This window comes from Mesorhizobium sp. Cs1299R1N1, from assembly GCF_037179655.1.
Classification (GTDB): domain Bacteria; phylum Pseudomonadota; class Alphaproteobacteria; order Rhizobiales; family Rhizobiaceae; genus Mesorhizobium; species Mesorhizobium salmacidum.
The window spans coordinates 100,806-127,713 of the sequence record NZ_JAPYKR010000013.1; the positions used below are offsets into that span (position 1 = coordinate 100,806).

At 63.2% G+C, this 26,908-nt stretch carries 26 protein-coding genes; 16 read left to right on the forward strand and 10 right to left on the reverse strand.

Annotated features, from left to right (window positions below; genetic code table 11):
- Positions 1-3 precede the first annotated feature (3 nt).
- The 4 genes from fabF to fabD all read right to left on the reverse strand — a co-directional run bounded on the left by fabF (position 4) and on the right by fabD (position 3,508).
- A complete protein-coding gene (gene fabF, locus O7A70_RS26035; protein WP_027144118.1) occupies positions 4-1,266 on the reverse strand; it encodes a beta-ketoacyl-ACP synthase II in 1,263 nt (420 codons plus the stop codon).
- Between the two features lie 34 nt (positions 1,267-1,300).
- Positions 1,301-1,537 carry an acyl carrier protein gene (locus O7A70_RS26040; protein ID WP_006203723.1) on the reverse strand — a complete coding sequence of 79 codons (237 nt, stop codon included), beginning with the start codon at positions 1,535-1,537 and terminating at the stop codon, positions 1,301-1,303.
- Between the two features lie 222 nt (positions 1,538-1,759).
- The gene (gene fabG, locus O7A70_RS26045; RefSeq protein ID WP_337108030.1) at positions 1,760-2,497 is read right to left on the reverse strand and encodes a 3-oxoacyl-[acyl-carrier-protein] reductase; all 738 of its coding nucleotides are present in this window, start codon (positions 2,495-2,497) and stop codon (positions 1,760-1,762) included.
- A 57-nt stretch (positions 2,498-2,554) separates the two neighbouring features.
- Entirely contained in the window at positions 2,555-3,508 is a 954-nt protein-coding gene (gene fabD / locus O7A70_RS26050; protein WP_337142936.1) for an ACP S-malonyltransferase, read from the reverse strand.
- A 245-nt stretch (positions 3,509-3,753) separates the two neighbouring features.
- On the opposite strand from fabD, the gene O7A70_RS26055 reads away from it, so the two are divergent.
- Complete coding sequence (locus O7A70_RS26055) at positions 3,754-5,715, forward strand: LTA synthase family protein (RefSeq protein ID WP_337142937.1); 1,962 nt, start codon at positions 3,754-3,756, stop codon at positions 5,713-5,715.
- A 42-nt stretch (positions 5,716-5,757) separates the two neighbouring features.
- On the opposite strand, the gene O7A70_RS26060 is transcribed toward O7A70_RS26055, so the two are convergent.
- Positions 5,758-7,398, reverse strand: a complete 1,641-nt coding sequence (locus O7A70_RS26060; protein ID WP_337142938.1) for a pilus assembly protein — start codon at positions 7,396-7,398, stop codon at positions 5,758-5,760.
- Positions 7,399-7,862: 464 nt separating this feature from the next.
- Between O7A70_RS26060 and rpsF the strand changes: the two genes are divergently transcribed.
- The 9 genes from rpsF (at position 7,863) to O7A70_RS26105 (ending at position 16,243) form a co-directional block, all read left to right on the forward strand.
- Positions 7,863-8,351 (forward strand): 30S ribosomal protein S6, encoded by a 489-nt coding sequence (gene rpsF / locus O7A70_RS26065; RefSeq protein ID WP_027144123.1) that lies wholly within the window; start codon positions 7,863-7,865, stop codon positions 8,349-8,351.
- Positions 8,351-8,599 (forward strand): 30S ribosomal protein S18, encoded by a 249-nt coding sequence (gene rpsR, locus O7A70_RS26070; RefSeq protein ID WP_006203718.1) that lies wholly within the window; start codon positions 8,351-8,353, stop codon positions 8,597-8,599. The genes rpsF and rpsR overlap by 1 nt, the downstream gene beginning before the upstream one ends.
- 215 nt (positions 8,600-8,814) lie before the next feature.
- Positions 8,815-9,399 (forward strand): 50S ribosomal protein L9, encoded by a 585-nt coding sequence (rplI, locus tag O7A70_RS26075; RefSeq protein WP_337142939.1) that lies wholly within the window; start codon positions 8,815-8,817, stop codon positions 9,397-9,399.
- A 161-nt stretch (positions 9,400-9,560) separates the two neighbouring features.
- On the forward strand, positions 9,561-10,889 hold the full coding sequence (locus tag O7A70_RS26080; RefSeq protein WP_337142940.1) for a cyclopropane-fatty-acyl-phospholipid synthase family protein: 1,329 nt from the start codon (positions 9,561-9,563) through the stop codon (positions 10,887-10,889).
- An 89-nt stretch (positions 10,890-10,978) separates the two neighbouring features.
- On the forward strand, positions 10,979-11,302 hold the full coding sequence (locus O7A70_RS26085) for a YnfA family protein (protein ID WP_140509840.1): 324 nt from the start codon (positions 10,979-10,981) through the stop codon (positions 11,300-11,302).
- Positions 11,303-11,305: 3 nt separating this feature from the next.
- Positions 11,306-12,271, forward strand: coding sequence for a small ribosomal subunit Rsm22 family protein (locus O7A70_RS26090; RefSeq protein WP_337142941.1), 966 nt, complete (start codon positions 11,306-11,308; stop codon positions 12,269-12,271).
- A gap of 245 nt (positions 12,272-12,516) precedes the next feature.
- On the forward strand, positions 12,517-14,007 hold the full coding sequence (locus O7A70_RS26095) for a replicative DNA helicase (protein ID WP_337142942.1): 1,491 nt from the start codon (positions 12,517-12,519) through the stop codon (positions 14,005-14,007).
- 125 nt (positions 14,008-14,132) lie between these two features.
- Positions 14,133-15,536: a DNA repair protein RadA gene (gene radA / locus O7A70_RS26100; RefSeq protein ID WP_027144129.1), complete on the forward strand. Its 1,404-nt coding sequence runs from the start codon at positions 14,133-14,135 to the stop codon at positions 15,534-15,536.
- A 47-nt stretch (positions 15,537-15,583) separates the two neighbouring features.
- On the forward strand, positions 15,584-16,243 hold the full coding sequence (locus O7A70_RS26105) for a CvpA family protein (RefSeq protein WP_337142943.1): 660 nt from the start codon (positions 15,584-15,586) through the stop codon (positions 16,241-16,243).
- Between the two features lie 30 nt (positions 16,244-16,273).
- Here the strand turns inward: O7A70_RS26105 and O7A70_RS26110 are convergent, their stop codons facing one another.
- Positions 16,274-16,750: a DUF4826 family protein gene (locus O7A70_RS26110; protein ID WP_337142944.1), complete on the reverse strand. Its 477-nt coding sequence runs from the start codon at positions 16,748-16,750 to the stop codon at positions 16,274-16,276.
- 133 nt (positions 16,751-16,883) lie between these two features.
- Here O7A70_RS26110 and purF point away from each other — a divergent pair, with 133 nt between their 5' ends.
- The 3 genes from purF to O7A70_RS26125 all read left to right on the forward strand — a co-directional run bounded on the left by purF (position 16,884) and on the right by O7A70_RS26125 (position 19,617).
- Positions 16,884-18,353: an amidophosphoribosyltransferase gene (purF, locus tag O7A70_RS26115; RefSeq protein ID WP_337142945.1), complete on the forward strand. Its 1,470-nt coding sequence runs from the start codon at positions 16,884-16,886 to the stop codon at positions 18,351-18,353.
- Between the two features lie 48 nt (positions 18,354-18,401).
- Positions 18,402-19,142, forward strand: a complete 741-nt coding sequence (locus O7A70_RS26120; RefSeq protein WP_337142946.1) for an SDR family NAD(P)-dependent oxidoreductase — start codon at positions 18,402-18,404, stop codon at positions 19,140-19,142.
- Positions 19,143-19,398: 256 nt separating this feature from the next.
- Positions 19,399-19,617 (forward strand): hypothetical protein, encoded by a 219-nt coding sequence (locus O7A70_RS26125; protein WP_015318519.1) that lies wholly within the window; start codon positions 19,399-19,401, stop codon positions 19,615-19,617.
- Between the two features lie 47 nt (positions 19,618-19,664).
- Here O7A70_RS26125 and O7A70_RS26130 read toward each other — a convergent pair whose 3' ends face one another.
- Entirely contained in the window at positions 19,665-20,171 is a 507-nt protein-coding gene (locus O7A70_RS26130; RefSeq protein WP_337142947.1) for an OsmC family protein, read from the reverse strand.
- Positions 20,172-20,361: 190 nt separating this feature from the next.
- On the opposite strand from O7A70_RS26130, the gene O7A70_RS26135 reads away from it, so the two are divergent.
- The 3 genes from O7A70_RS26135 to O7A70_RS26145 all read left to right on the forward strand — a co-directional run bounded on the left by O7A70_RS26135 (position 20,362) and on the right by O7A70_RS26145 (position 24,347).
- Positions 20,362-21,879 carry a S10 family peptidase gene (locus O7A70_RS26135; RefSeq protein WP_337142948.1) on the forward strand — a complete coding sequence of 506 codons (1,518 nt, stop codon included), beginning with the start codon at positions 20,362-20,364 and terminating at the stop codon, positions 21,877-21,879.
- A gap of 182 nt (positions 21,880-22,061) precedes the next feature.
- The gene (gene aguA, locus O7A70_RS26140) at positions 22,062-23,168 is read left to right on the forward strand and encodes an agmatine deiminase (RefSeq protein ID WP_337142949.1); all 1,107 of its coding nucleotides are present in this window, start codon (positions 22,062-22,064) and stop codon (positions 23,166-23,168) included.
- A 75-nt stretch (positions 23,169-23,243) separates the two neighbouring features.
- Positions 23,244-24,347 (forward strand): polyamine ABC transporter substrate-binding protein, encoded by a 1,104-nt coding sequence (locus tag O7A70_RS26145; RefSeq protein WP_337142950.1) that lies wholly within the window; start codon positions 23,244-23,246, stop codon positions 24,345-24,347.
- Between the two features lie 19 nt (positions 24,348-24,366).
- Here O7A70_RS26145 and O7A70_RS26150 read toward each other — a convergent pair whose 3' ends face one another.
- The 3 genes from O7A70_RS26150 to O7A70_RS26160 all read right to left on the reverse strand — a co-directional run bounded on the left by O7A70_RS26150 (position 24,367) and on the right by O7A70_RS26160 (position 26,697).
- Positions 24,367-25,074 (reverse strand): response regulator transcription factor, encoded by a 708-nt coding sequence (locus tag O7A70_RS26150; RefSeq protein WP_032935341.1) that lies wholly within the window; start codon positions 25,072-25,074, stop codon positions 24,367-24,369.
- 166 nt (positions 25,075-25,240) lie between these two features.
- Positions 25,241-26,089 carry a glutathione S-transferase family protein gene (locus O7A70_RS26155; protein ID WP_337142951.1) on the reverse strand — a complete coding sequence of 283 codons (849 nt, stop codon included), beginning with the start codon at positions 26,087-26,089 and terminating at the stop codon, positions 25,241-25,243.
- Between the two features lie 26 nt (positions 26,090-26,115).
- A complete protein-coding gene (locus O7A70_RS26160) occupies positions 26,116-26,697 on the reverse strand; it encodes a VOC family protein (RefSeq protein WP_337142952.1) in 582 nt (193 codons plus the stop codon).
- Positions 26,698-26,908 lie beyond the last annotated feature (211 nt).

The following is a 26,908-nucleotide window of genomic DNA, read 5'->3' on the forward strand; positions in this document are numbered from 1 at the left end:
CCGTCAGCCATTATACCGCTGGAAGACGAGCGAGGCGTTGGTGCCGCCGAAGCCGAAGGAATTGGACAGGGCTACGTCGATCTGGCGCGGGCGTGGCTTGTTCGGCACCAGGTCGATCGCGGTTTCGCGTTCGGGATTGTCGAGGTTGATGGTCGCCGGTGCGATATTGTCGCGTATGGCGAGGATCGAAAAGATCGCTTCGGCCGCGCCGGCTGCTCCCAGCAAATGGCCGATCGACGACTTGGTCGACGACATTGAAATCTTGGACGCCGCATTGCCGACCAACCGCTCGACAGCGCCGAGTTCGATCGTATCGGCCATGGTCGAGGTGCCGTGCGCATTGATGTAGTCGACATCGGCTGGCGTAAGCTTTGCCCGGTTCAGCGCCGCCGTCATGCAACGGAAGGCCCCGTCGCCATCTTCGGCCGGTGCGGTGATGTGATAGGCGTCGCCGGTCAGGCCGTAGCCGGTCACCTCGGCATAGATCTTCGCTCCGCGCGCCTTGGCATGCTCGAGCTCTTCCAGCACGACGACACCGGCGCCTTCGCCCATGACGAAGCCGTCGCGGTCCCGGTCGTAAGGCCGCGAGGCTGTTTGCGGGCTATCGTTGCGCTCGGTCGAGAGTGCCCGGCAAGCGGCGAAGCCGGCGAGCGAAAGCCGGGTCACCGGCGATTCGGCGCCACCTGCCAGCATGATGTCGGCATCGCCGAAGATGATCAGCCGGGCGGCGTCACCAATGGCGTGCGCGCCAGTCGAGCAAGCAGTGACCACAGCGTGGTTGGGGCCTTTCAATCCGTGCCGGATCGAAACCTGGCCCGACACGAGATTAATGATATTTCCGGGAATGAAGAACGGGCTGATGCGGCGAGGGCCGCGTTCCTTGAGAATGATCGCGTTTTCGGCGATGCCCTCAAGACCGCCGATGCCGGAGCCGATCAGCACACCAGTGGCGCAACGCTCCTCCTCGGTTGAAGGCTGCCAGCCGGAATCCTTCAGCGCTTCATCGGCGGCCGCGATCCCGTACAGGATGAAGTCGCCGATCTTGCGAAGTTCCTTCGGCTCAAGAATGGCTTCGGGATTGAGCGTGCCGTTGGAGCCGTCGCCACGCGGAATGACGTGGGCGATCTTGCAGGCAAGATCGTCCACCTCGAACTCGGTGACGCGCTTGGCGGCGCTGCGGCCGGTCAGCAGTTCCTTCCAGCCGTGCTCGAAGCCCATGCCGAACGGTGAAACCAGGCCAAGGCCCGTGACGACGACACGTCTCATCGCAGGTCCTCCCCGGTGACGACTGCGGAAAGCGTCAGGCCGAAGCCTTGTCGATGTACTTCACCGCATCGCCGACGGTCAGAATGGTCTCGGCTGCGTCATCGGGGATCTCGACGCCGAATTCTTCTTCGAACGCCATGACCAGTTCGACAGTGTCGAGGCTGTCAGCGCCCAGATCATCGATGAAGCTCGCCTGCTCCGTCACTTTGTCGGCATCGACGCCAAGGTGTTCGATGACGATCTTCTTGACGCGCTCTGCGGTGTCACTCATTTGGGCATCCTCGTCTTTTGTTTGTCTGTCTTCGTTAGCGGGCGGAATGCCGCTAATCAAGCTGAAAGATGGTCCTGCCGGAAACGCAACGGCCACGGACCGGTTTTTGCCCGAACCGCCGGGTTGCGGGCCGCATTACACGAAAAATAGCCAAGGTCCAAGCCGAAATGGTGGGTTTTCACAGCGCGGCGATGTTACCGCGGACCTCGCTCAGATCCTCGCTCAGATCATCGCCATACCGCCATTCACATGAATGGTCTGCCCGGTTACGTAGGCGGCCTCGTTCGAAGCCAGATAGGCAACGGCGGACGCCACTTCGGCACTGGTGCCCATGCGCTTCGTGGGGATCGCCGCCATGATCGCCTCTTTCTGCTTGTCGTTGAGCTTGTCGGTCATCGCCGATTCGATGAAGCCCGGAGCGACGCAGTTGACGGTGATGTTGCGGGTGGCGATCTCCTGCGCCAGCGACTTCGACAAGCCGATCATACCGGCCTTGGAGGCACAGTAATTCGCCTGGCCGGGATTGCCGGTCACGCCGACCACCGAAGTGATGTTGATGATGCGGCCATGGCGGCGGCGCATCATCGGGTGGGTCAGTTCACGGGTCAGCCTGAAAACGGCGGTGAGGTTAACCTCCAGCACCGTATCCCAGTCGGCGTCCGACATGCGCACGAACAGGCCGTCCTTGGTGATGCCGGCATTGTTGACCAGAATGTCGACGCCCTCGAGATCGGCCTCCGCCTTCTGGCCGAGTGCCTTGACCTCGTCGCGGTTCGACAGGTTGGCCGGGAACAGCTTGACCCGGTCGCCCAGTTCGGAGGCCAGCGTTTCCAGTTTCTCGAGGCGCGTGCCGTGCAGGCCGACGATCGCGCCCTGCGCATGCAGCACCCTGGCGATCGCCTCGCCGATGCCCCCCGATGCGCCGGTGACAAGCGCCTTGCGGCCGGTCAATTCGAACATTTTTGTCTCCAGGTTGAGAAGAGGGCACCCCGTATAGGGATGGTATCAAATGGCGTTTTATGCAAGCGCCGCCAATGCCGCCTCGACCTCGGCCGCGGAACCTACCGAGGCGGTGGCGATGTCCCGGTTGATGCGCCGCGCCAGGCCCGAAAGCACCTTGCCGGCGCCGATCTCGTAAAGCGTGGAGACACCGTTGGCGCCGAACCATTCCACCGTTTCGCGCCAGCGCACGCGGGCAACCACCTGTTCGACCAGACGCCGTGCGATCTCATCGGGGTCACTGGTCGGAGTGACGGTGACGTTGGAGACGATGGGCACCACCGGCGCGGCCCTCGCGACGCTCGCCAGCGCCTCGCGCATGATCTCGGCCGCCGGTGTCATCAGCGCGGAATGGAAAGGCGCCGAAACCTGCAGCATCAGGGCCCGTTTGGCACCCTTTTCGGTGCACAGTCTCGCCGCCAGTTCCACCGCGGCTCTCGTGCCTGATATGACCAGCTGGCCGCCGCCATTGTCGTTCGCCACCTGGCAGACAGCGCCCTTGCCAGCGCCCAAGGCGGCCTCGGCACAGGCAGCTTCGACATCGGCCTGCTCCAATCCGATGATCGCCGCCATGGCGCCCTCGCCGGCCGGCACCGCCGCCTGCATGGCATTGCCGCGAATGCGCAGCAGACGGGCGGCATCGGCAACAGAAACGAAGCCGGCGGCGGCGAGTGCCGAATATTCGCCCAGCGAATGGCCGGCGACATAGGCAACCTTGTCCTTCAGCGAGAAACCGCGCGCTTCCAGCGACCTGATCGCCGCCAGCGATACCGCCATGAGGGCCGGCTGCGCGTTGGTCGTCAGCGTCAAGGTCTCTTCGGGGCCTTCCCAGATCAGCTTCGACAGGTTTTCGCCAAGCGCGTCATCGACTTCCTGGAAGATCCCGCGCGCCTCGGGAAAGGCATCAGCAAGATCCTTGCCCATGCCGACAGCCTGGCTTCCTTGTCCTGGAAAGGTGAATGCGATGGCCATGCGAGGGCTCCCCAGACTTGTTTTGCTTGCCTGATACTACGAATTTTCCCTGCCTGTGACGCAAGGCAGGCCGCCAAGTCAAGCCCGGTTCAACCCGGCGCCGAATCCGAACCATGCGCCGAGCGCCTGTTCCCAAAGGGCTTTGCGGCGATCACACCTGATGAAAACCGCTCACGAATCGTTTGCTGGCTCTTCTTATTTCCGCCATAGGCGCTAGCTTTGCGTGACAATTATATGACAATCGAATGACGTGGATTGTCTTGGGGTGGGAAGTTAAAGTGGCAAAGAGCTTCAAACGTGCCGGCAACGCCGCGCCGCAGTTCCTGGAAGACGATCCGTCCACCGGCTATCTGCCGGGCCGGCGATGGCCGGTCGTCCGTTACGGGCTGATCAGCCTGGCGATCTCGGCCGTGCTGGTGTTCGCCGTCGAACTGATCGTGCGCGGCGACGTTGCCGGCACCGTTTCCTTCTTCCTGCAGCCGTTCAAGCCGGGCTGGACAACCATCGTCGTGTTCGCGCTGGTCCTGATCGGTCTCGACGCGGTGCTCGGGCGCAGTCATCAGAGCCTGATGATCGTGGCGCCGCTGACCCTGTCGCTGGCCTTTGTCGGCCACCAGAAATCGCATTATCTCGGCGATCCGCTCTATCCGACGGATTTTCTCTATGCCCGCCAGATCTTCGCCCTGCTGCCGCTGCTGGTGCGCGAGCGGCCTATGACCGCGCTCGCCATGGTCGCGGGCATCGTCGCGGGCCTGTCCCTGCTCGTCTACGGCTGGCGGCTTTGGCGCCGCAAGGTTCCAGCCCTCAGCCACAAGGGCCGCCTTGCCCGGCTGACGCTGGCGGTGCCGCTGCTCGCCTTCTTCGTCTCGATCATGGACTACGCCACTTTCTCGTGGACGCGGGACCGGCTGCAGATCATCCCCATCATGTGGGACCAGAAGGAAAACTACGCCTCCAACGGCTTTGCGCTCGCCTTCGCGCTCAACGTGCCGATGGCGCATGTCTCGGCACCACCAGGCTATTCCGACAAGGCAATTGCGGCCATTGACCGAACCAATGTGACGGCCTCGGTGCCTACCGAGAAGCCCGATATCATCGTCGTCATGAGCGAATCCTTCTGGGATTCGACCAAGCTGCCCGGCGTCACCATCACCCCGGATCCGATCCCCAATGTGCGGGCGCTCCGCTCGGGCTCGATGTTCTCGCCTGAATTCGGCGGTATGACCGCCAACATCGAATTCGAAGCGCTTACCGGGTTCTCGAACGCCTTCCTGCCGGCCGGCAGCATCCCCTACCAGCAATATGTACGCACCCCGACGCCGTCGATGGCGACCTTCCTGAAGAGCGAAGGCTATAGGGCACGCGCCATCCATCCGGGCACAAACTGGTTCTGGAATCGCGGCGCGGTCTATGCCGATTTCGGCTTCAACGACTTCAAATCGGAAGAGACGCTGCCGCCCATGGAAAAGCGCGGACCGCTGGCATCCGACGCCGCGATGACCGACGAGATCATCCGCGAAGCCGACGCCAGCGAAGACCCGGTCTTCTTCTTCGCCGTCAGCCTGCAGAACCATGGCCCGTATGAACCGAACCGCTATTCGAACCCGACCCACTCGGTGCAAGCCCCGATCAGCCAGTGGGCGCGTGACTCGCTGATCTCCTACGCCGAGGGTTCAGCCGACGCGGACCGCGGCCTCGAGCGGCTGATCGAGTGGGCCAAGACGCGCGAGCGGCCAACGATTGTCGCCTTTTTCGGTGACCACCTGCCGCCGCTCGGCCCGGTCTATGTCGAGACGGGCTTCTTGAAGGACAACGTCGCGCCACGCAAGGAACCGACGCCGGAGGCCGCCCTCGAACATCACGCGACACCGCTGATCATCTGGTCGAACCGCTCGGGCCCGGTCGAGAATCTGGGGACGGTGAGCCCTGCCTTCCTGCCCTATCATATCCTGACTGCCGCAGGCATCACCCACCCCTACTACACGGGTTTCCTGGGCGAGATGCGGGAGCGCTATCGCGTCGTCGACCGCAACTTGTTGCTGACGCCGACGGGCGAGGCCACGTCCGACTGGGCGCGGCAGAAGGAGATCGACCCGGCGATCCGCGATTTCCGTCTGTTGCAATACGACATGATGTTCGGCAAACGCCTCGCGGCACCCGACTTCTTCCCTGAAACGGTCGACAAGGTTGTCTCCCATACGAGTTGAGCCGACCGGTCGGCTCAGGCCCGATGCTCTCGGGCCATGGCTTCAATTCGTCAATTGCAGCTTCGAGAACTTGTTGGCGATCTGCAGGAACACGTCCGGCAGTTTGGTCGGGTCATTGACGGCATAATAGTTGCTCGGGTCGGAAGCGCAGGCGCTGTAAAGCGTGCGGTTGGCGGGCGTGTCGGATTGCAGCACCATCGTGTAAATCTGCACGCCCTCGTTCTTCAACTGCGTGCAGACGCTCTTGGTCCAGCCGTCGACATTGCGGGCCGCCGTCGCCTGGTTATCCGACCCGAAGCGGCCACCCGCCAGATAGCCATAGGATGTGTAGTCGGATTTCGTCGGCTGTTCGCTGGCACCATAGACGACATTCTCACCGTCGGTGAGCAACAGCACGATCTTGCTGATGCCAGGCGTCTTCCACGGCGCCCCGTCGGTATAAGGCGGAGCGGGCGACAGCACACGCATGCCCCACGACAGGCCCTCCGACACGTTGGTGCCCGAGCCGTTCCACTCGGTCATCTGGCTTGCCGCCTTGCGCAGCTTGTCGAAATCTTCGGTCAAGGGAACGACAGGGGTCGGGCAGGAACGGTTCGGGCCAACGGTGACGGACGTTCCTGTCTCGGTGATAAGTTCCTTGTCTGGCGCCACATATTTGGCGACTTTTTCCTTGGTGGCTTTGTCGGGATCGCTGCCGAGGCCGCTGAAGTCGATGCCGAGCCGGTTGTTGCCTTTCTGTTTGTCCAGCTTGACCGTGTCGCCAGTGTCGGCGAGATAAGAATTGTTGTAGTATTTTGCCTCATTGCCATAGGTGCTGGACGGCATCTGCGCATCTCCGGGATCATCCGGCGCAAAATAGGGAACGAACAGCGTGTCGGGCTTGGTCGGATCGGGCGGCGTGTCGGAAATGTTGTAGGCGCCAGGCCGCGCCTCCACGCAGCCCTTCCATCCCGTGTCGTTCCATCCGGGCTCGGCCCATCCGGTGTCCTTGAGCTGCTTGAACAGCGCCATGTGGTTCGGGCGTTTGCCGTCGATGACGGGGAAATTTATGCCGTTGGTCGAGGATTTGCCGTCCATGTCGATCCAGGACGGGTCGAAGCCGTCGCCGTTGACGTTCACGGCCGTGACGAATGGCACCAGTGAGGCACGGACCTGGCGCGTCGGCGATTTTGTCGATTCGAGAGTATCGAGCAATGATTTGGTCGCGGCCCTGAGCGCCGTCATACGGGCGCCGCGCATCGAGCCGGTATTGTCCAGCACCAGCACGACTTCGAGCTGATTGTTCGATTCGACCGCCGAGGCATCGACCACGATGTGCTTGCTCTGGCCAAACAGGAAAGCGAAGTTCAGATTGACGTCGGCCGAAGCGACCGCCTTGGTCTTGACGAAATTGACGCCCTTGTCGACGGTCAGCGTCGCCTGCGCGTTGACGAGTTCGCCATGCCCGGCGATGTTTGCCTGGAAATAGCGGTTGAAGGCGTCGGTGCGGGTAATGTCCAGATCGCCAAGATGCGACGAGGCAAGGTTTGCGGAATCGAGCGCGTTCTGCAGGTTGCTCTTCGCCCGCATCATGGTCGAGACATCGGTCGCGAAGGCCACGGCTGACAGAATGGCTGGCAGCCCCAACCCCATCAAAAGCGCGAAATTGCCGCTCTTCGAGCGCCAGAATCTGTTGAGAAGCATCCTTACCCCCGGAAATGCCTGCCGCTTGATATGCGCGGCTGCCCGGTCTTTTGCATGTTGCATGATGAATCGACCGTTGACGGTGGGGCTCAACCCGGCGCAAGCTGATATTGTGGTTAAGCGCCGGTTGCCGGGAAAACCGCCAGGCCTTGCGCGCGCCGCGGCTTGATTTTCTGGTGGCTGCGACATCAGGGATGCCGCTTGCCCTTGCCTTATCAGCGGATTGCTGTATAGACGCCGCCAATCTGCCGGTCCCAGCTGGGGGCTGAACGGAGGGCCGGAGGTTTTTTCTAGAACCTTCGTGTGATGCCAGAAGCGCTTCCGCCTCCCGTGTCTCCGCTCTCGACCGTCTCGTCATGCTCCTTTCTTCCCCGCGCCTTTCGAGGCACACGCGGGTCAGAGAAGTTGCAGAGGCTTTTGCCGCCGGGAACCGGGAGAGAAACGAAGAAAGGCACTGATACATAATGGCTCTTTACGAACATGTGTTTCTTGCCCGGCAGGACCTCTCGCAGCAGCAGGTCGATGCGCTTGTCGAACAGTACAAGGGCGTCATCGCAGCAAATGGCGGGTCCGTCGGCCGGGTCGAGAACTGGGGACTGAAGTCCCTCACCTACCGGGTCAACAAGAACCGGAAGGCATACTACACGCTGATGGACCTCACCTGCCCGCCGGCGGCGCTCAACGAGATGGAGCGCCAGATGGGTCTGTCCGAGGACGTGCTGCGTTTCCTGACCATCAAGGTCGAGGCGCATGAGGAAGGCCCTTCGGCCATGATGCAGAAGCGCGAAGAGCGCTCCGAGCGCGGCGGCTTCGGCGATCGCGACCGTGGCGATCGTCCGGCGCGCAGCTTCGGCGACCGCGGCGATCGTGGCCCGCGTTCGTTCGGCGATCGTGAAGGCGGCGACCGTGGTCCGCGCCGTCCGCGCGAAGGTTTTGAAGGGGGTGCAGAATAATGGTCGACATCAACCAGATCCCGACCCGGCGCCCTTTCCATCGCCGCCGCAAGACCTGCCCGTTCTCCGGCGCCAACGCACCGAAGATCGACTACAAGGATGTGCGTCTGCTGCAGCGCTACATTTCCGAGCGCGGCAAGATCGTGCCGTCGCGCATCACCGCCGTCAGCCAGAAGAAGCAGCGCGAGCTCGCCAAGGCGATCAAGCGCGCCCGCTTCCTCGGCCTGCTGCCCTACGTGGTTCGCTAATTCTTCCGAACGGGCGGTTCGCCGCCCGTTCCTTATCGCCGGCCATGACGGGCATGACCGGTTAGGCATCAAATCCCGGGTTGAGGTCAAAACCTCTAACTGCCGCGACAGGCAGGACAGCGACACCGGCGGCAACGCCCTTTTGCTTCCTGACCTGTTCCAGAGAATTCGGCGCCGGCCTTGTGGACTGACGCCCAACCAGAAGGAACATAATCATGGACGTCATTCTTCTCGAACGCGTCTCCCGCCTCGGCCAGATGGGCGATACCGTCAAGGTCAAGGACGGTTTTGCCCGCAACTTCCTGCTGCCGCAGGGCAAGGCGCTGCGCGCCAACGAAGCCAACAAGAAGAAATTCGAAGGCCAGCGCGCCCAGCTCGAAGCCCGCAACCTCGAGCGCAAGTCTGAAGCCGCGCAGGTTGCCGAAAAGCTCGACGGCAAGAGCTTCATCGCCGTTCGCTCGGCAGGCGAGACCGGTCAGCTCTACGGTTCGGTGTCGACGCGCGACATCGCCGATCTGCTGATCACGGAGGGCTTCACGATCAACCGCAACCAGATCCAGCTCAACCAGCCGATCAAGACCATCGGTGTCACCAATGTGGCGATCGCCCTGCATCCGGAAGTCGAAGTCACCATCACGCTCAACATCGCCCGCACGGCCGACGAGGCCGAACGCCAGGCCAAGGGCGAGACGCTGACCACCGCCGAAGCTATTTACGGCGACGACATCAACGACAATGCGCGGCCGGAAAACTTCTTCGATCCGAATGCCGAGTTCGAAGGCGGCGAAGAAAACGCCTGATCGCAAAGGTCCGAGCCACTCGGACCACGGCTTTCCAGCCATTTCTGGACCAATGCCCGGGCCTCTCGCCCGGGCATTTTTGTGCCAAAAGGAACTTTTCGAAACCCTATATATTGATGCAGAGTAGGACAGCCTGTCTGACCGCGAGGGGACATCGGACCATGAATATTCTGTTGAAGCGCGTTCTCGACCGCCTGGTGCGCACGGGCAATCTCAAGGTAACCGGGCCGCAGGGTTCGACATTCATCTTCGGCGACGGCAGCGGCGAGCCGGTGCATATGCACATCAAGACCCGGCATGCCGAGCGCGCAATCACCTTCGACCCGATGCTGGCGGTGCCTGAATCCTACATGGACGGCGAGCTGGACATTCTGGAAGGCGGCGTGCTCGGACTGATGCGCATTGCCTTCCAGAACATGGGCAGCGGCGGCATCGACGCAACCTGGTCTAAAGCCATCGAGGGCCTGCGCCACGCCTTCCGCCGCCTGCAGCAGATCAACACCGCCTCGCGCTCGCGCCGCAACGTGCAGCGCCACTACGATCTGTCGGGCGAGCTCTACCGGCTCTTCCTCGATGAGGACATGCAGTATTCCTGCGCCTATTTCGACCAACCGGACATGACGCTGGACGAGGCGCAGGCCGCCAAGAAACGCCATATCGCCGCCAAGCTCCGGCTGAAGGCCGGCCAGACGGTGCTCGACATCGGCTCCGGCTGGGGCGGGCTCGGCCTCTATCTCGCCAAAGCCTTCGACGTCGACGTACAGGGCGTCACGCTGTCGACCGAACAGCATGGCGTCGCCACCGACCGGGCGCATGCGCAAGGGCTGGAAAACCACGTCCATTTCGAGCTGAAGGATTATCGCGAGCTCAACGAACGCTTCGACCGCATCGTCTCGGTCGGCATGTTCGAGCATGTCGGCGTCAACCATTACCGGACCTTCTTCGACAAGGCGGCAACATTGCTGAAGCCTGACGGTGTCATGCTCCTGCACACGATCGGCCGCTCCGGCGTGCCGTGGGCGACCAGCGCCTTCATCCGCAAGTATATTTTCCCGGGCGGCTACATTCCGGCAATGTCCGAGGTACTGCCGGCGATCGAGAAGTCCGGCCTCGTGGTCACCGATGTCGAGATCCTGCGGCTCCACTATGCCGACACGCTGAAGCACTGGGGCCAGCGCTTCGCCGCCAACCGCGACAAGGCCAAGGCTATCTATGACGAACGCTTCTGCCGCATGTGGGAGTTCTATCTGGCCGCCTCGGAAGCCGCCTTCCGTTGGCAGGATCTGGTGATTTTCCAGTTCCAGATCACCAAGACGAACGACACGCTGCCGATGACGCGCGACTATATGGCCAAATGCGAAAAGGCGCTGGAAATGCGCGACATGGGGCACCGTGAGGACATGGGGCACCGTGAGGATATGGACCGCCGCGAGGCGGCTCCCGTCGAGAAGCCCGCCAAGCCCGCCCGCCGACGCAAGGTGGCGGAATAGGAACCACGCTGTCAGGACGCATTATTGGAGCTTGCCATTGCCGGCTCCTGCACCGAAAAAGGCCTCGTGATCGAAGCGAGGCCTTTTTCATGACCTATCTCCTCTACACAGCCGCGGCGCTGGCCGAGATCGCCGGCTGCTTTTCGGTTTGGGCGTGGTGGCGACTGGAGAAGTCGCCGCTCTGGCTGCTGCCAGGCTTTGCCTCGCTGCTTGTGTTCGCCTGGCTTCTGGCATTGGTCGACATCAGTGCGGCCGGCCGCGCCTATGCCGCTTACGGCGGTATCTACATCGCTGCCTCGCTCGCCTGGTTGTGGCTGGTCGAGGGCGTGCGGCCCGATCGCTGGGACCTTGCCGGTGCGGCGCTCTGCATGGCCGGCGCCTCGATCATCCTGCTCGCACCGAGAGGGGCATAGGCGGTGGAACTGCCGGCCACTCTTCGACAGGCTGTCGATCGCATTTTGGAAAAGGTGCCGCTGCCGGACCTGAAGCAGGCAGCAAAAATCCTGTCCGACCGCTACCGCGCCGAACTGCGCGACGGGCGCCTGCACATGGCGCAGGACATGGCGGTCAAGGCCTATCTGACGACGCGGATGCCGGCGACCTACGCGGCGGTCCGCGCCAGCCTCGATGCGCTCGCCGAAGCCCGGCCGGATTTCACACCCGCGACCTTGCTCGACGTTGGCGCCGGCCCTGGCACGGTGCTTTGGGCCACCAGCGATCTCTGGCCTGAACTGGAACTGGCAACGTTGTTCGAGGCGAGTGCCGCGGTTCGCAAGATCGGCGAGACACTCGCGGCCGGCGCAATCGCGGCCCGGACCATCTGGCGGGCCGGCGATGTCACGACAGACCTTGCCGACCTTCAACCGGCCGACCTCGTCACATGCGCCTATGTGCTGGACGAGATCGTGCCGGCATCCTTGCCCAAAATGGTCGACCGGCTATGGCAACTCACGAGGGACACGTTGCTGATCGTCGAGCCGGGCACGCCGGCGGGCTGGCTGCGAATTCTGGCGGTGCGCCAGCAACTGATCGCCGCCGGCGCGCATCTGCTGGCGCCTTGCCCGCACGAAGCACCCTGCCCGCTAAACCCGCCCGACTGGTGCCACTTTGCCCGCCGCGTCGCCCGCTCGCGCCTGCACCGGCTGGCCAAGGACGCGGAGGTGCCGTGGGAAGACGAGAAATTCATCTATGTCGCTGCTTCGCGCCAGCCGGCCGCCTCCCCCGCCGCACGGGTGATCGCGCCGCCGAAGTCAGGATCCGGCAAGGTGTCGCTGAAACTATGCGAGGCAGACGGCAGCGCCGACGAAAAGCTCTTCACCAAACGCGACGGCGACGCCTTCAAGGTGGCGCGGCGGCTGGACTGGGGCGATGCGCTGGCGTGAGATGAAACGAAGACCATCGCTCCGCAATCCGGTGTCAACCAACCCCCACTTTCCTGTTTTGTTCTCCTTCGAGAAACGCTAGACTCGCAACTCTCGATTCGAGTCAATTGCGATTCTTTCCACGGAAAAATTTTGGCTGTGAATCGCGAGTATCAAAGCCGCTTCGACACGAGCTGTTGCAGATAAGTCAGCATCGACTTGTCCAGTTCTGATATCGAAAGGCCGGGATCTAAATCGGGGACATCATGGCAGAGGCAGCGCGAAAATTCGGCGTGGCGGAGCAACCGCTCTATCGCGAATCGCCCAACAACATCGAGGCCGAGCAGGCGCTGCTTGGCGCCATCCTCGTCAACAACGATGCCTTCTACCGAGTGTCCGACTTCCTGAAGTCCGGCCATTTCCATGAACCCCTGCACCGCAAGATCTTCGACGTCGCGGCCGAGTTGATCCGCATGGGCAAGGCGGCGACGCCGATCACGCTGAAGACCTTCCTGCCGGCCGACGAAAAGGTCGGCGACATGACGGTGGCGCAATATGTCGTGCGGCTGGCGGTGGAAGCCGTCACCGTCGTCAACGCCACCGATTATGGCCGCGCCATCTATGACCTGGCGACGCGCCGGGCGCTGATCACGGTCGGCGAGGACATGGTCAACATCGCCTATGACGCGCCTGTCGACATGTCGCCTTCCGAACAGATCGAGGACGCCGAGCGCCGCCTGTTCGAACTGGCTGAAACCGGGCGCTATGACGGCGGCTTCGAGAGCTTCACCGACGCGGTCAAGACCGCGGTCGACATGGCCAATGCCGCCTATATGCGCGACGGCGGTCTGTCGGGCCTCGCCACCGGCATGCGCGATCTCGACCGCCGCATGGGCGGCCTGCAGTCATCCGATCTGATCATCATCGCTGGCCGTCCAGGCATGGGCAAGACATCGCTCGCCACCAACATCGCCTTCAACATTGCCGAGATGTATGAGCCGGCGCAGCAGGCCGACGGCTCGTTCAAGGCGGCCAATGGCGGCGTGGTCGGGTTTTTCTCGCTCGAAATGTCGTCCGAACAGCTCGCAACCCGTATCATTTCCGAACAGACGGAAATCTCTTCCTCGAAGATCCGCCGCGGCGAAATCAGCGAAATGGATTTCGAAAAGCTGGTCGCCTGTTCGCAGACCATGCAGAAGATCCCGCTGTTCATCGACCAGACCGGCGGTATTTCCATTGCCCAGTTGTCTGCCCGCGCGCGTCGCCTGAAGCGCCAGCGTGGCCTCGACCTGATCGTCATCGACTATATCCAGCTGATGCAGGGTTCATCCGCCAAGTCTTCGCAGAACCGCGTGCAGGAAATCACCGAGATCACCACGGGCCTGAAGGCGCTGGCCAAGGAACTGGCCGTGCCAATCATCGCGCTGTCGCAGCTCTCGCGTCAGGTCGAAAGCCGCGACGACAAGCGCCCGCAGCTCTCCGACCTGCGCGAATCCGGTTCGATCGAGCAGGACGCCGACGTCGTCATCTTCGTCTATCGCGAGGAATATTACCTCAAGAACCGCGAGCCGAAGCTCGGCACCGAGGAATACGTCAAGTGGGAAAACGACATGAACGAGATGCGCGGCAAGGCCGAGGTGATCGTGGCCAAGCAGCGCCACGGGCCGACCGGCTCGGTCACGCTCGCCTTCCACGGCGAATTCACCCGCTTCTCGGATTTGGCGGAAGAGCACCACATCGCGGAGAGGTTTGAGTAGCCTCTTGCCCGCGGTCGCGACAGAAATACGCAAGCAAGGCGTTCTACGACGCTCCCCTCTGTCCGGCAGGACAGAAGGGGGCGCGGAGGATCGCGGCGCCCGCAAGCGCGCGGGAAGGTAAAAGCGTGGCCAAATCCCGCGTCCAGTTCATCTGCCAGAATTGCGGTTCGGTGCACCAGCGCTGGGCCGGCAAATGCGATGCCTGCGGCGAGTGGAACACGCTGGTCGAGGAAGGCACGTCAGGCGGCATCGGCTCGGGGCCTGCCAACACGCGCAATGCCCGCAAGGGCCGGGCCGTGGTGCTGACCACGCTTTCGGGCGACATCGAGGACGCACCGCGCATCGTCTCGGGCATCGGCGAACTCGACCGCGCCACTGGCGGCGGCTTCGTGCGCGGCTCGGCACTGCTGGTCGGCGGCGATCCCGGCATCGGCAAGTCGACGCTGCTCACCCAAGCCGCGGCCGCTCTTGCCTCCAAGGGCCATCGCATCGTCTATGTCTCGGGCGAAGAGGCCGTTGCCCAGATCAGGCTGCGTGCGCAGCGTCTCGGCGTCGCGTCGGCGCCCGTGGAACTGGCGGCCGAGACCAATGTCGAGGACATCCTCGCCACGATCGCCGACGGCAAGCGGCCGGATCTGGTTATCCTCGATTCGATCCAGACATTGTGGACCGACCTTGCCGATTCGGCGCCGGGCACGGTTACCCAGGTACGCGCCGCCGCCCAGGCAATGATCCGCTATGCGAAATCCACGGGCGCCGCGATCGTGCTGGTCGGCCACGTCACCAAGGAAGGCCAGATCGCGGGCCCGCGCGTGGTCGAGCACATGGTCGACGGCGTGCTCTATTTCGAGGGCGAAGGCGGCCACCACTTCCGCATCCTGCGCACGGTGAAGAACCGCTTCGGACCGACCGACGAGATCGGCGTCTTCGAAATGTCGGATAAGGGTCTGCGCGAGGTCTCCAACCCGTCCGAACTTTTTCTTGGCGAACGGCACGCGAAATCGCCGGGAGCGGCGGTTTTCGCCGGCATGGAAGGCACCAGGCCCGTTCTGGTCGAGATCCAGGCGCTGGTCGCACCCTCCTCGCTCGGCACGCCGCGCCGGGCGGTGGTCGGCTGGGACGGCGCTCGGTTGTCGATGGTGCTGGCGGTGCTGGAGGCGCATTGCGGTGTCCGTTTCGGGCAGCATGACGTCTATCTCAACGTCGCCGGCGGCTATCGCATCAGCGAGCCGGCGGCCGATCTCGCGGTCGCCGCCGCACTGGTTTCCTCGCTCACCGGTCTTGCCCTTCCCGCCGATTGCGTCTATTTCGGCGAAATCAGCCTTTCGGGCGCGGTGAGGCCGGTTGCGCATGCGCAGCAGCGCCTCAAGGAAGCCGAAAAGCTGGGTTTTGGTAGCGCGGTTCTGCCCTTGGGCAGCGAGGAACTTGCCGGAGGGATCGGGGCCGGCGCTTTCCAGCCCACCGAGCTTGCCGACCTCGTGGCGCGCATAGCCGGCTCACGGCGCAGCCGTGTCGACGATGAAGAGTGACGCGGCTCGCCGAGCCGTGAAAATGAGATCGGAGTGGGGCCAAAGACATGCCGATTACGCTGCTTGACGGAATTCTCGTCGGCTTCACCCTGGTCTCGGCGATGCTCGCCATGGTTCGCGGCTTTTCGCGCGAAGTGCTTTCGGTCGTGTCCTGGGCGGCGGCGGCGGCAGCCGCCTTCTTCTTCTACAAACCGGTCCTGCCCTACCTGACGCCCTATATCGACAATGAAAAGATCGCCATGGCGGCGGCGGCCGGCGTCGTCTTCATCATCGCGCTGATCGTCGTGTCGGTCATCACCATGAAGCTCGCCGACTGGATCATCGATTCGCGCATCGGCGCGCTCGACCGCACGCTCGGCTTCCTCTACGGCGCCGCGCGCGGCATCCTGGTCGTCGCGGTGGCGCTGTTGTTCTTCAATTGGCTGGCCGGCGCCAAGGCCCCGGCCTGGGTCACGGAAGCCAAGTCGCGGCCGCTGCTGGAACAGATCGGCGCCAAGCTCGAAAGCCTGCTGCCAGAAGATCCGGAAAACGCCATCCTCAAGAAGCTCAATCCGAATCAGCCGGCCGCCGAGACGCCCGCCGCGCCGGACGCGCCGGCGGCGGATGCTCCGGCCGGTGGTGACGACGCCAATGCGCCGGCGCCAGACGACAACGACGCCGGTCCTGCCGACAACACGGCCAAGCCGGCGCCAGCGCCGGCGAACTGAGGCAGCAGGCGATAGGCCCGCAGCGACGGATCAAGTTCCCGACCGGTCGTCGGGATCGTCGTCCCAGGCTTCGTCGTCCTCGGCCCAACCGAGGAGTATCCTTGCTCTAGACGCAAGCAGAGGCGCTAGCGTTGCGGCATCCTCGGGCCTGCCGATCGTAAATTCCTCGGATTCCCGGCCCTGGGCCATTGCCGCAGCCGCTTCCTTCCAACGCAAGCCAAACTCCCGGACTGCGGCGCGCGGCGTGGGGTCATGTCCGCAGGGTATAAAATCGGCGGGAAGATCCCCAGAGATCGCCCACCAACCGATCCATTCAGGTCGAGCAGCGCTCTCAATGGCCCAAATGGCAACGTAGGGATAGACGTGCCAAGCGGGCCACTCGCCCACCCTCCCGTGTGTCAATTGCTCGCGTGCCAAATAGTCGATCACATACTGGCGTTGTGATTCGCACCACGCCTCTTCTTCGGCCTCACTGGGCTCTTCAGCTTCGTTGGATGTATCGTTCATAGGCAAAGTCCTCTTTGCGATAGAAACGCTACCGGACAAGTGACGGCGATCACAAGCCGGCGTTCTTGATTTCCAGTGGCATTAGAAGCTTGACTGCACTATATGACGCCTTTCCGCAGCGAGGCTCGAACAGATGGCAGACGCAGACGACGTGCTTTCCGCCGAGGCTGACGATCATTTCCATGACGAGTGCGGTGTGTTCGGCATCTTTGGCCGGCAGGATGCGGCAGCCATCGTCACACTTGGTCTGCATGCGCTGCAGCATCGTGGCCAGGAAGCGGCCGGCATCGTCTCCTATGACGGCACGCAGTTCCATGTCGAACGCCATGTCGGCCTGATCGGCGACACCTTCACCAAGCAACGCGTCATCGACAGCCTGCAAGGCAACCGCGCCATCGGCCACACGCGCTACGCCACCACTGGTGGCGCCGGCATGCGCAACATCCAGCCCTTCTTCGCGGAGTTGGCCGATGGCGGCTTCGCCGTCGCCCATAACGGCAACCTCACCAACGCCATGACCGTGCAGCGCGCGCTGCAGCAGCAAGGCGCGATCTTCTCCTCCACTTCCGACACCGAGACGCTTTTGCACCTGGTTGCGACCAGCAAGGAACGGGATCTCAACTCGCGCTTCATCGACGCGGTGCGTCAGGTCGAGGGCGCCTTCTCGCTGGTGGCGATGACGGCCAAGAAGATGATCGGCTGCCGCGATCCGCTCGGCATCCGCCCGCTGGTTCTGGGCGATCTCGACGGCGCCTGGATCCTGGCCTCCGAGACCTGCGCGCTCGACATCATCGGCGCCCGTTTCGTGCGCGACCTGAAACCCGGCGAGATGGTCGTCGTCACTTCCAAGGGCATCGAGAGCCTGTTCCCGTTCGAACCGCAGAGGACCCGCTTCTGCATCTTCGAATATGTCTACTTCGCCCGGCCTGATTCTTCGGTCGAAGGCCGCAACGTCTATGAGGTGCGCAAGCGCATCGGCGCCGAACTGGCGCAGGAAAATCCGGTCGAGGCCGACATCGTCGTGCCGGTGCCGGACTCCGGCACGCCGGCGGCGATCGGCTTTTCCCAGGCGGCGGGCATTCCCTTCGAGCTCGGCATCATCCGCAACCACTATGTCGGCCGCACCTTCATCCAGCCAGGCGATTCGATCCGCCACATGGGCGTCAAGCTGAAGCACAACGCCAACCGCCGCATGATCGAGGGCAAGCGCGTGGTGCTGGTCGATGATTCGATCGTTCGCGGCACCACCAGCCAGAAGATCGTGCAGATGGTGCGCGACGCCGGCGCCAAGGAAGTGCACATGCGCATCGCCTCGCCGCCGACCAGCGCGTCGTGCTTCTACGGCGTCGACACGCCGGAGAAGTCGAAGCTGCTGGCGTCGCGCATGTCGGTGGAAGAGATGGCCGAGTTCATCCGCGTCGATTCGCTCGGCTTCCTCTCGATCAACGGGCTCTACCGTGCCGTGGGCGAGGCCGGCCGCGACGACGACCAGCCGCAATTCTGCGACGCCTGCTTCACCGGCCAATATCCGACCCGCCTGCTCGACTTCGAAGGCCACGACAATGTGCGCACGCTGTCGCTGCTGGCGAACAATGGGGCATAGGATTGCCGGACCGTCCTTAGCTCCAGCCATATCTGCGGAAGCCATCGCATGACCCTCGACCTTACCGGCCGCGTTGCGGTCGTCACCGGCGCCTCGCGCGGCATCGGTTATTTCATCGCCAGGGAATTGGCGGCCGCCGGTGCGCATGTCATCGCGGTTGCCCGCACCGTCGGCGGGCTGGAAGAACTCGACGACCAGATCAAGGCGGCCGGCGGCCAGGCGACGCTGGTGCCGCTCGATCTCGCCGACATGGCCGGCATCGACCGGCTAGGGGGCGCCATCAACGAGCGCTGGGGCAAGCTCGACATTCTCGTCGCCAATGCCGGCGTGCTCGGCGTCATCTCGCCGATCGGCCATGTCGAGGCCAAGACCTTCGAAAAGGTGATGACCATCAATGTCACCTCGACCTGGCGGCTGATCCGCTCCGTCGACCCGCTGCTGCGGCTTTCGGATGCCGGCCGGGCGATTATCCTGTCTTCCAATGCCGCGCATTCCGCGCGCGCCTTCTGGGCGCCTTACGCTGCATCGAAGGCGGCGGTCGAAACCATGATGCGTTCCTGGGCGCATGAGACGCAAAGCCTGCCGCTGCGTGTCAACGCCGCCGACCCCGGCGCCACGCGCACCGCGATGCGCGCGCAAGCCGTGCCCGGTGAGGATCCCGAGACTTTGCCGCACCCTTCAGAGATCGCCAAACGCATCGTGCCGCTGGCCAGCCCGGGCCTCACAGAGACTGGGCTGATCTTCCAGGCCAAGCACAACCGCTTCGTCGCCTACCGGCAACCGGAATAAACTCGAGCCTTTGACGGTGCCGAAGAGGCGGCCATGATGGGTCATCACGGCCGCACCGTTCTCGATGCCTCGGCGGCTGCTCTATTGCTTTGCGACCGATTGAGTGGCGGCTGCAACACGCCCAGCCCGAAAACCTGCCGAATCATGACGCGGCTGTGATCTAAGGCGGTGGTCATGCTTTCGTCATTTCCGAGGAGTTGTTAGCATCGGACGACTCCCACACCAAGCGCCCTGCTGGGCAGACAAGGAAAACTCCATGGCTACGACCGCAGCATTGGTCTGGTATCTGGTAATCGCCGGTCCGCAGGGCGGCATGGTCGTGCTGCCCAGCACCTTCGACAAGCGCGAACAGTGCACCGCCGCCATCACCGAGTATCAGAAGCAGCCGACACCCGCAGGCTGGTCCGTGCAGTGCGTGCCGAGCGCCTCGCCCTTCACCGACGAAGGCGACGCCGAAGAGCCGGCGGCTCAGTAAGTATCAGGCATCACAAGGCCCGCGGCCGCTGCAGCGGGCCTTGTGATTCATCGCCGCGCGCGCACCGTCAGTTCCGGCTTCTGGTTGATGGTCTGGAACACCACGCAATAGCGCTCGGTCAGCTTCAGCAGCGAATCGATGCGCTCCTGCGGCTCCTGCGTGTCGAGACTGAAATTGAGCCGGATGGCGCGAAAGCCTACCGGCGCGTCCCTGGCGACGCCAAGTGTGCCGCGAAAATCAAGGTCGCCTTCGGCTTCAACGGTCGCGGCGCCGAGCTTGAACTCGAGCGCCGTGGCCACCGCCTTCAGCGTCACCCCGGCGCACGCCACCAGCGCCTCGAGCAGCATGTCGCCGGAGCACAGTTCGAGCCCCGAGCCGCCTGTTGCCGGATGAAGGCCGGCGATTGCCAACGCCCTGCCCGTCTCCACCTTGCAGGCCACCGACTGTTCGTCGATCGAGCCCTTTGCCCTCAGCGTGATCAGTGCTTGCGCGGCGTCGTCGCGGTAGGCCTGCTTCAGCGGCGCCTGCATGGCCTTGAGTTCGGTTGCGTCCATTTTCGTTCCTCCCGAACGGCTTTCTGCCTTGATAGCACGGTCGTGCAAGACCTGTGAGCCAATCCGAGCAGGACGCCCAAGCTATCAGGAACTGGTGTCGGCGGGACAGCAGGGGCTCGCCATCCTCGATTCTCTTTGACTTCATTCGCCTCGGCCATACCTATGCGGGTGTCGTTCCCGCGGAGGCCTCATGCGTTCCAAGCTGAAACTCGTCTGCCTTGCCCTCTTCATGCTTGCCGGCTTCGCGCAGCCTCTCCTGGCTGAAACGCCAGAGCGGCCGGCGCCCGCGGGCGGCGTGCTGTCGCTGCTGCCGCCGCCCGCGATCACCGACCATTCGATCAGCATTGGCGGGCGCAGCCTGCAGTACCAGGCAAAGGCCGGCACGCTCCCGCTGCTCTCCGGCAAGGGCGAGGTCACGGCGGAAATCTTCTATGTTGCCTATACGCTGAAACCGCGGGAGAGCGTCGCGACGGAAGCACCGCGGCCGATCACCTTCGTGTTCAACGGCGGCCCGGGCGCCGCATCAGCCTATCTGCATCTCGGCGCGCTCGGACCGCGCATCGTGGCGACCGGAGCCGACGGGGAATTCCTCCCTTCGCCGCAAAAGCTCGTCGATAATTCCGACAGCTGGCTCGACATGACCGACCTCGTCTTCGTCGACCCGGTGGGAACCGGCTACAGTCGCGAGGCTCCTGGCCAGGACGCGCACGACTTCTGGGGCGTCAGCCAGGACGCCAGTTCGATCGGCGCCTTTATCCGGCTCTATCTCGCCCAAAACGGCCGCACGGGATCCCCGCTGTTCCTCGCCGGTGAGAGTTATGGCGGGTTCCGGGCGGCACTGCTTGCCAGGAGGCTGCAGGAAGATATCGGCATCAGCCCGAGCGGCATCGTGCTGATCTCACCGGCGCTGGAATTCACCCTGGTGCAGCCCGACGAATTCGAGCCGCTGCATTGGGCTCTCGAACTACCCTCGCTCGCGGCGGTCCGCTTGCGCAGTGAAGGTGTCAACGGTGATACACTGCGGAAAAAGCTCGCCGAGGTCGAGCATTATGCACTTGGCGAGTACCTCAGCGCGCTCACCAGCGGGCTGGAGCAAGGCGGGCGGCTGGCGAGCGATCGCGTGGCCGAGATCACCGGCCTGCCACCCGACCTCGTTCACCGCAACTTCGCCCGCGTCCCGACCTCGCTCTTCGCAAGGGAGTTTGCCCGTGCCAGGGGCAAGGTGCTCAGCCCCTATGACGGCATGATCGCGACGGCGGACATCGCTCCCCAGAGCGCCCGCATCGCCGGTCCCGATCCGGTGCTGGACCGCAGTGTGCCGGCTCTGACCTCGGCCTTTGTCGGTTACGCGCGCGACGAGCTGAACTTTCGCACCGATGTCAGCTACCGCTTGCTGAACGGTGATATCAGCCACAACTGGGACTATGGCACGAGCACCTCGCGCCAGGGCTATGCCGGTGTGATGGACGATTTGCAGCGAGCGCGCTCCCTGAATCCCGCGCTGGGCGTCGTCATCGTCAATGGCTACACCGATCTCGTCACTCCTTATCTGGCGTCACGTTATCTGGTCGGCCAGATCCCGTCGCTCGCCGGCGCCAGGCCGATCCGCCTCGACGTCGTTGAAGGTGGGCACATGATGTATCTCAAGCCGGACGGCCGGCGCGCGCTGAAAGAGGCTGCTTCGGAACTTTACCAGGCGACGCAGTAAACGACAGAGACATCGAACTTACGGGCAACCAAGGCCCGGCACCAATGGTGCTCGCCCCAGCCGAACGCAGGCCAGTGGCTAGCGCAGTGATCAAGGTATCCCAAATGGGACATTGACGGACAAGGCCCTAAAACCGTCTGATCCGGAAAAGTTTCGTCGTCCCATTTTCCGGTAGTCCCACAATGTCACATACGCTCTCGACCACACCGAGACAGGATGGTTTTCGCGCCCCTGGCGAATTCGAACCCAAATCAGGCTGTTGGCTGACCTGGCCGGAACGGCCGGACACATGGCGTCTGGGTGCCAAGCCCGCGCAGAAGCTGTTCGCCAATGTCGCGGCGGCGATCGCACAAAGCGAGCCGGTGACCGTGGCGGCATCCAGCCGCCAGTGGCAGAACGCCAGAGCGCGATTGCCTGCCGACGTGCGCGTCGTGGAAATGTCCACCAACGATTCCTGGCTGCGCGACAGCGGCCCCAATTTCGTCGTCAACGACCAAGGCAGCGTGCGCGGCGTCGATTGGATCTTCAACGCCTATGGCGGCTTCGACGGCGGGCTCTACTCGCCATGGGACCTGGACGACCTCGCGGCGCAAAAGGTCCTCGAGGTTGAGAGGATGGACCGCTACCGCGCGCCGCTGGTCGCGGAGGGCGGCGGACTGCAATGCGATGGCAAGGGAACGCTCATCACGACCGAGCAGTGCCTGCTCAATCGCAATCGTAATGCCCATCTCAGCAAGGCGAAGGTGGAACAGCAGCTTGGCGACTATCTCGGCGTCGACAAAATCATCTGGCTGCCGCGCGGTTTTGCCTTCGACGAGACGGATGGCCATGTCGACGACCTCTGCTGCTTCGTGCGCCCTGGCGTGGTCGCGCTAAGCTGGACCGAAGACCGGGACGACCCGCAATATGAGATCGTGCGCGAAGCCGAGGAGGTGCTGCGTTCGGCACGTGATGCGCGTGGCCGTGGTCTTGAGGTTCATCGGCTTCCTCACCCCCTGCCGATCGAAATGACGATGGAGGAGAGCGAGAGCGTGGACCGGGTCGATTCGACCTGGGCACGGCCGGCCGGCAACCGGATCGCGGCGAGTTACATCAACTATTATCCAGGCAACAGCGTTGTGGTCGTGCCTGAGTTCGGCTGCGATCTCGATCGGAAGGCAAAGCAACAACTGGCCACGCTGTTTCCCGACCATAAGGTGGTCGGCATCGAGAATTCCCGCGAAATCCTGCTCGGCGGCGGCAACGTCGCCTGTATCACCTTACCGGTTTACGCGCCGCAACGGCGCTGAGCGGCCAGCGCGCCGACAGTGAAATTGGAACGGTGCACACCGCATCGGCCCGCCACCAGCGAAAGAAGGACACCCATGCGCTCTCTGCTCTTCCTAGTCCTGACTGCCGCGCTTGCCTGCGGCATCTGCTTCGGCGTTGCCCGGGCGGACGATGAGAAGGTCGTCAACGTCTACAACTGGTCCGACTATATCGCGCCGGACACGGCTGAGAAATTCGAGAAGGAGACAGGTATCAAGGTCCGCTACGATGTCTATGACGGCAACGAGGTCCTTGAAACGAAACTGCTCACCGGCGGCTCGGGATATGACGTGGTCTATCCCTCGGCCTTTCCATTCCTGAAGAACCAGGTGAAGGCTGGCGTTTTCCTGCGGCTCGACAGATCGAAGCTTTCAAACCACTCGAAGATCGATCCGCAAGCCTTGTCGCTGATCGCGGGCGCGGATCCGCAGAACCTGCACGCGGTGCCTTACATGGCCGTCACGGACGGCATCGGCTACAATGTTGCTGCCATCAAGCAACGGATGCCTGACGCGCCGACAGAATCCTTCGCCATGGTTTTCGACGCCGACGTCGTCAAGAAATTCTCCGATTGCGGCGTCGCCATGATCGATGCCCCGGCGGAGATCATTCCGATGGCTATGAACTACCTCCACATCGACCCCAGGTCGACCAGTCCGGACGACCTCGCCAAGGTCGAAGAGCTGATGGGCAAGCTGCGGCCCTATATCCGTTACTTCCACTCGTCGAAATACATCAACGATCTGGCGAATGGCGACATCTGTGTCGTGCTGGGCTGGTCGGGCGACATATTGCAGGCCAAGACCCGTGCGGCGGAATCCGCCAAGAAGCTGGAAATTGCCTATTCCATTCCCAGGGAAGGCACGCTGATAAACTTCGACACGATGGCGGTGCCGAAGGATGCGCCGCATCCGGAGAATGCCGAGGCCTGGATCGATTTCAATTTGCGGCCCGATATCGCAGCGGCCAATTCCAGCTATGTTTCCTACGCCAATGCGATCCCGGAATCCCTGCCGCTGATGGATCAGGCTGTCGCCAAGGATCCCGGCGTTTTCCCGCCCGATGACGTAAAAGCCAAGCTGTTCGTGGTCGAGAACAACGACGCAAAGTTGCTGCGACTGCAGAACCGCATGTGGACACGCGTCGTGACGGGGCAGTGAAGCTGGCGAAACGAAACCGTCAGTCGCGCGGGGCCTCCCAGCCGGCGGCCAGCAACTCGACTTGGGAGTGCACACCGAGCTTGCGGTAGACCTGCTTGATGTGGTTGCGCACGGTGCCGGGTGAAATCGACAGGTTTCGCGAAATCGTCTTGGCGCTGCCGCCCTCGATCAGGAGCCGTGCGATCTGCCTTTCCCGGGCGCTGAGGTGCGACCCTGCGGCTTCGATTGCGGCCCCCTTGTCCCGAAGACGGCACAAATGAAGCAGCCTTTGCAGAATAAGCTTTGTCGCGCTGCTCGCCGCTCCGGCCACCGCCAGATCGTGCTCGCCAAAACGCGGCGCGCCATCGCGGCGCAGAAAGGTCACATAGCCGGCGGTCAGTCCGTCGAGATTGAACACGCCGGTTATTTCATCGAAGCTGCCGGAAGGCCCGTAGAATTCGCGATAATACGGCGTGCGCTGGAAATCGCCGTGGCTGAGAGCCGACAACGGCAGCAGGAAATCCTGTCTGGTGCTGGCGAATCTCTGGAAGAAGGGATCCTGGCGATAGATGCGCGCATCATAGTCGCGGTTCCAGTGATCGGGTCCGGCCTCGTCGATGGTCAGGGACGTTATGTCGCGACGATAGAAGCCGACATAGGCGCGATCCGAGCCAAGCAGCACGCTTGCCGCCGCGCTGAAGCGGGCCGACAAGTCTTCGGGCGTTGCGGCCAGGGCTGCGGCGGCCACGCCACCGCTCCAGCGTCCAAGCCGGTCGAGAGAAAAATTCGACTGCATGCGCGCCCAGACTAACGCAAGCCCCGCCAACTTCAAGCTGGCGGGGAACCACGACGCCACCGGCGAAATCAGTCCTGCGGCCGCCTCCGCAGATCATCGCCCCATCGACTGGTTGGAATCACGCCTGGGCTTGCGACCTCACATGGGCGATGTAGCCGCGTACGTCGCCGGCCGGGCCGGCATAGGCCTTGCCGAGCTTCTTCTCCATTGCCGCCATGTATTCCTTCGCCCATTTGGGCAGGGCGTAGTCGATGACGGCGAGGAACTCGAGGGTCGCCGCAAGGCGGATGTCGGCGATCGACGGGCTCTTGCCGCCGATGAACGGCTTGCCGTCGCGGAAGAAGGAGTGGAAGACCTCGAGCGGTTCGGCAATGGCGGCGACTGCGGCCTTCTGCGCCTCCGATTTCCTGTCCGGGTGGGCGTCGCTGTGCCCGACCTCGCCGGCATATTGCGGGAAGCCGAGCGCCGGATAGGTGGCGCGCGCCACATAGGGATAGAGCGTGCCGATCAGATAGAACATGGCGCTGTCTATCATCGCCCGCTTGGCAGGCGCCTTGGGGTAGAATTTCTCCAGTCCATGTTTGTTGGAAAGATATTGCATGATGGCGCAGCTCTCCCATAGCACGCCGCGCGGCAGGCCCTTGTCCTCGATCATCGGCGTCAGATGGGCCGGATTGCGCGCCATGTATTCCGGCGAGCGCGTGTGCCCCCACGCATCGGCTTCCGCATGGTCGAGCCCGGCAGCGCGGGCAAAGACGCGAACGGTCATGTTGTTGACGCTCGGCTTCAGCATGCTGATTGTCAGTGTTGGTTTCTTTGCCGGTTTCGCCTTGGCCTTGCCGGCGGCTGCCTTTGACGCCGTCTTGGCCGCGGGTTTGGCCCCTGCTTTTGCTGCCGGCTTCGCTGCGGCTTTTGACGCTGGTTTGGCCGCCGGTTTCCTTGCGCTCTTCGTCACTGTCTTTGCCACGTATTCCTCCCTTGCCTGTTCAGCCTTCAATATGGATTTTTGGGTGCCCGGTCGGCCGACAATGTCGCGCGCGAGCGTTCCACCAGCGCCTGGATGGCGTCAGCCAGATGCACTTCGGCGATGTTGTAGTCGCCACGCGCGACACGAAGCCTATGCGCCTCCATCAGCACGTCGGCATGGGTGAAGCCGGCAGGCGGCTCGAAACGGTAGGAGGCAAGCTCGATCAGCAGGCCGAGCGGATCCTCGAAATAGATCGAATCCATGAAGCCGCGATCCTTGACGCCGCTGTGCTTGATGGCGCGCTCGTCGAGCCGGGCGACCGCCTGCAGGAAGGTGACGCGCGACACCGCAAAGGCGATGTGATGAACGCAGCCCGGGTCGGTCGGGGTGCGGCGCTTCACGGCCGTGCGGGTCTCGTCGGTGAAGATGGTGATCAGCCGGCCGTCGCCCGGATCGAAATACAGATGGCTTTCGGTCGGCTTGTCGAGGTTGGGCTGCTCGAAGATGAAAGGCATGCCCAGCACACCTTCCCAGAAATCGATCGAGGTCTGGCGGCCGGCACCGACCAGCGTGATGTGATGGACGCCTTGCGACTGCAGTTTCTGCATCGGCCTTCTCCCCAAAATCCGCTCTGTCAGAGGCGGCCCGTCAGGCCGGACCTGCACATGCTACATCCGGCATGGGCTGAGCGCCAATTCCCTGTCCGTTCCCCGGCGTTCTGCGCGCCTGCCCTTCGGCCCCCGCTTTATGAGACGATGCTAAACCAATCAGCCGTGCCGCGCCAGAAGCGGCATCCGGGACAGGCTGTATTTAGCGCTG

Bases quoted from the DNA above. Each gene is read 5' to 3' on its own strand.
- fabF (WP_027144118.1), bottom strand. From the start codon at position 1,266: ATGAGACGTGTCGTCGTCACGGGCCTTGGCCTGGTTTCACCGTTCGGC.
- O7A70_RS26040 (WP_006203723.1), bottom strand. From the start codon at position 1,537: ATGAGTGACACCGCAGAGCGCGTCAAGAAGATCGTCATCGAACACCTT.
- fabG (WP_337108030.1), bottom strand. From the start codon at position 2,497: ATGTTCGAATTGACCGGCCGCAAGGCGCTTGTCACCGGCGCATCGGGG.
- fabD (WP_337142936.1), bottom strand. From the start codon at position 3,508: ATGGCCATCGCATTCACCTTTCCAGGACAAGGAAGCCAGGCTGTCGGC.
- O7A70_RS26055 (WP_337142937.1), top strand. From the start codon at position 3,754: ATGACGTGGATTGTCTTGGGGTGGGAAGTTAAAGTGGCAAAGAGCTTC.
- O7A70_RS26060 (WP_337142938.1), bottom strand. From the start codon at position 7,398: ATGCTTCTCAACAGATTCTGGCGCTCGAAGAGCGGCAATTTCGCGCTT.
- rpsF (WP_027144123.1), top strand. From the start codon at position 7,863: ATGGCTCTTTACGAACATGTGTTTCTTGCCCGGCAGGACCTCTCGCAG.
- rpsR (WP_006203718.1), top strand. From the start codon at position 8,351: ATGGTCGACATCAACCAGATCCCGACCCGGCGCCCTTTCCATCGCCGC.
- rplI (WP_337142939.1), top strand. From the start codon at position 8,815: ATGGACGTCATTCTTCTCGAACGCGTCTCCCGCCTCGGCCAGATGGGC.
- O7A70_RS26080 (WP_337142940.1), top strand. From the start codon at position 9,561: ATGAATATTCTGTTGAAGCGCGTTCTCGACCGCCTGGTGCGCACGGGC.
- O7A70_RS26085 (WP_140509840.1), top strand. From the start codon at position 10,979: ATGACCTATCTCCTCTACACAGCCGCGGCGCTGGCCGAGATCGCCGGC.
- O7A70_RS26095 (WP_337142942.1), top strand. From the start codon at position 12,517: ATGGCAGAGGCAGCGCGAAAATTCGGCGTGGCGGAGCAACCGCTCTAT.
- O7A70_RS26105 (WP_337142943.1), top strand. From the start codon at position 15,584: ATGCCGATTACGCTGCTTGACGGAATTCTCGTCGGCTTCACCCTGGTC.
- O7A70_RS26110 (WP_337142944.1), bottom strand. From the start codon at position 16,750: ATGAACGATACATCCAACGAAGCTGAAGAGCCCAGTGAGGCCGAAGAA.
- purF (WP_337142945.1), top strand. From the start codon at position 16,884: ATGGCAGACGCAGACGACGTGCTTTCCGCCGAGGCTGACGATCATTTC.
- O7A70_RS26120 (WP_337142946.1), top strand. From the start codon at position 18,402: ATGACCCTCGACCTTACCGGCCGCGTTGCGGTCGTCACCGGCGCCTCG.
- O7A70_RS26125 (WP_015318519.1), top strand. From the start codon at position 19,399: ATGGCTACGACCGCAGCATTGGTCTGGTATCTGGTAATCGCCGGTCCG.
- O7A70_RS26130 (WP_337142947.1), bottom strand. From the start codon at position 20,171: ATGGACGCAACCGAACTCAAGGCCATGCAGGCGCCGCTGAAGCAGGCC.
- O7A70_RS26135 (WP_337142948.1), top strand. From the start codon at position 20,362: ATGCGTTCCAAGCTGAAACTCGTCTGCCTTGCCCTCTTCATGCTTGCC.
- aguA (WP_337142949.1), top strand. From the start codon at position 22,062: ATGTCACATACGCTCTCGACCACACCGAGACAGGATGGTTTTCGCGCC.
- O7A70_RS26145 (WP_337142950.1), top strand. From the start codon at position 23,244: ATGCGCTCTCTGCTCTTCCTAGTCCTGACTGCCGCGCTTGCCTGCGGC.
- O7A70_RS26160 (WP_337142952.1), bottom strand. From the start codon at position 26,697: ATGCAGAAACTGCAGTCGCAAGGCGTCCATCACATCACGCTGGTCGGT.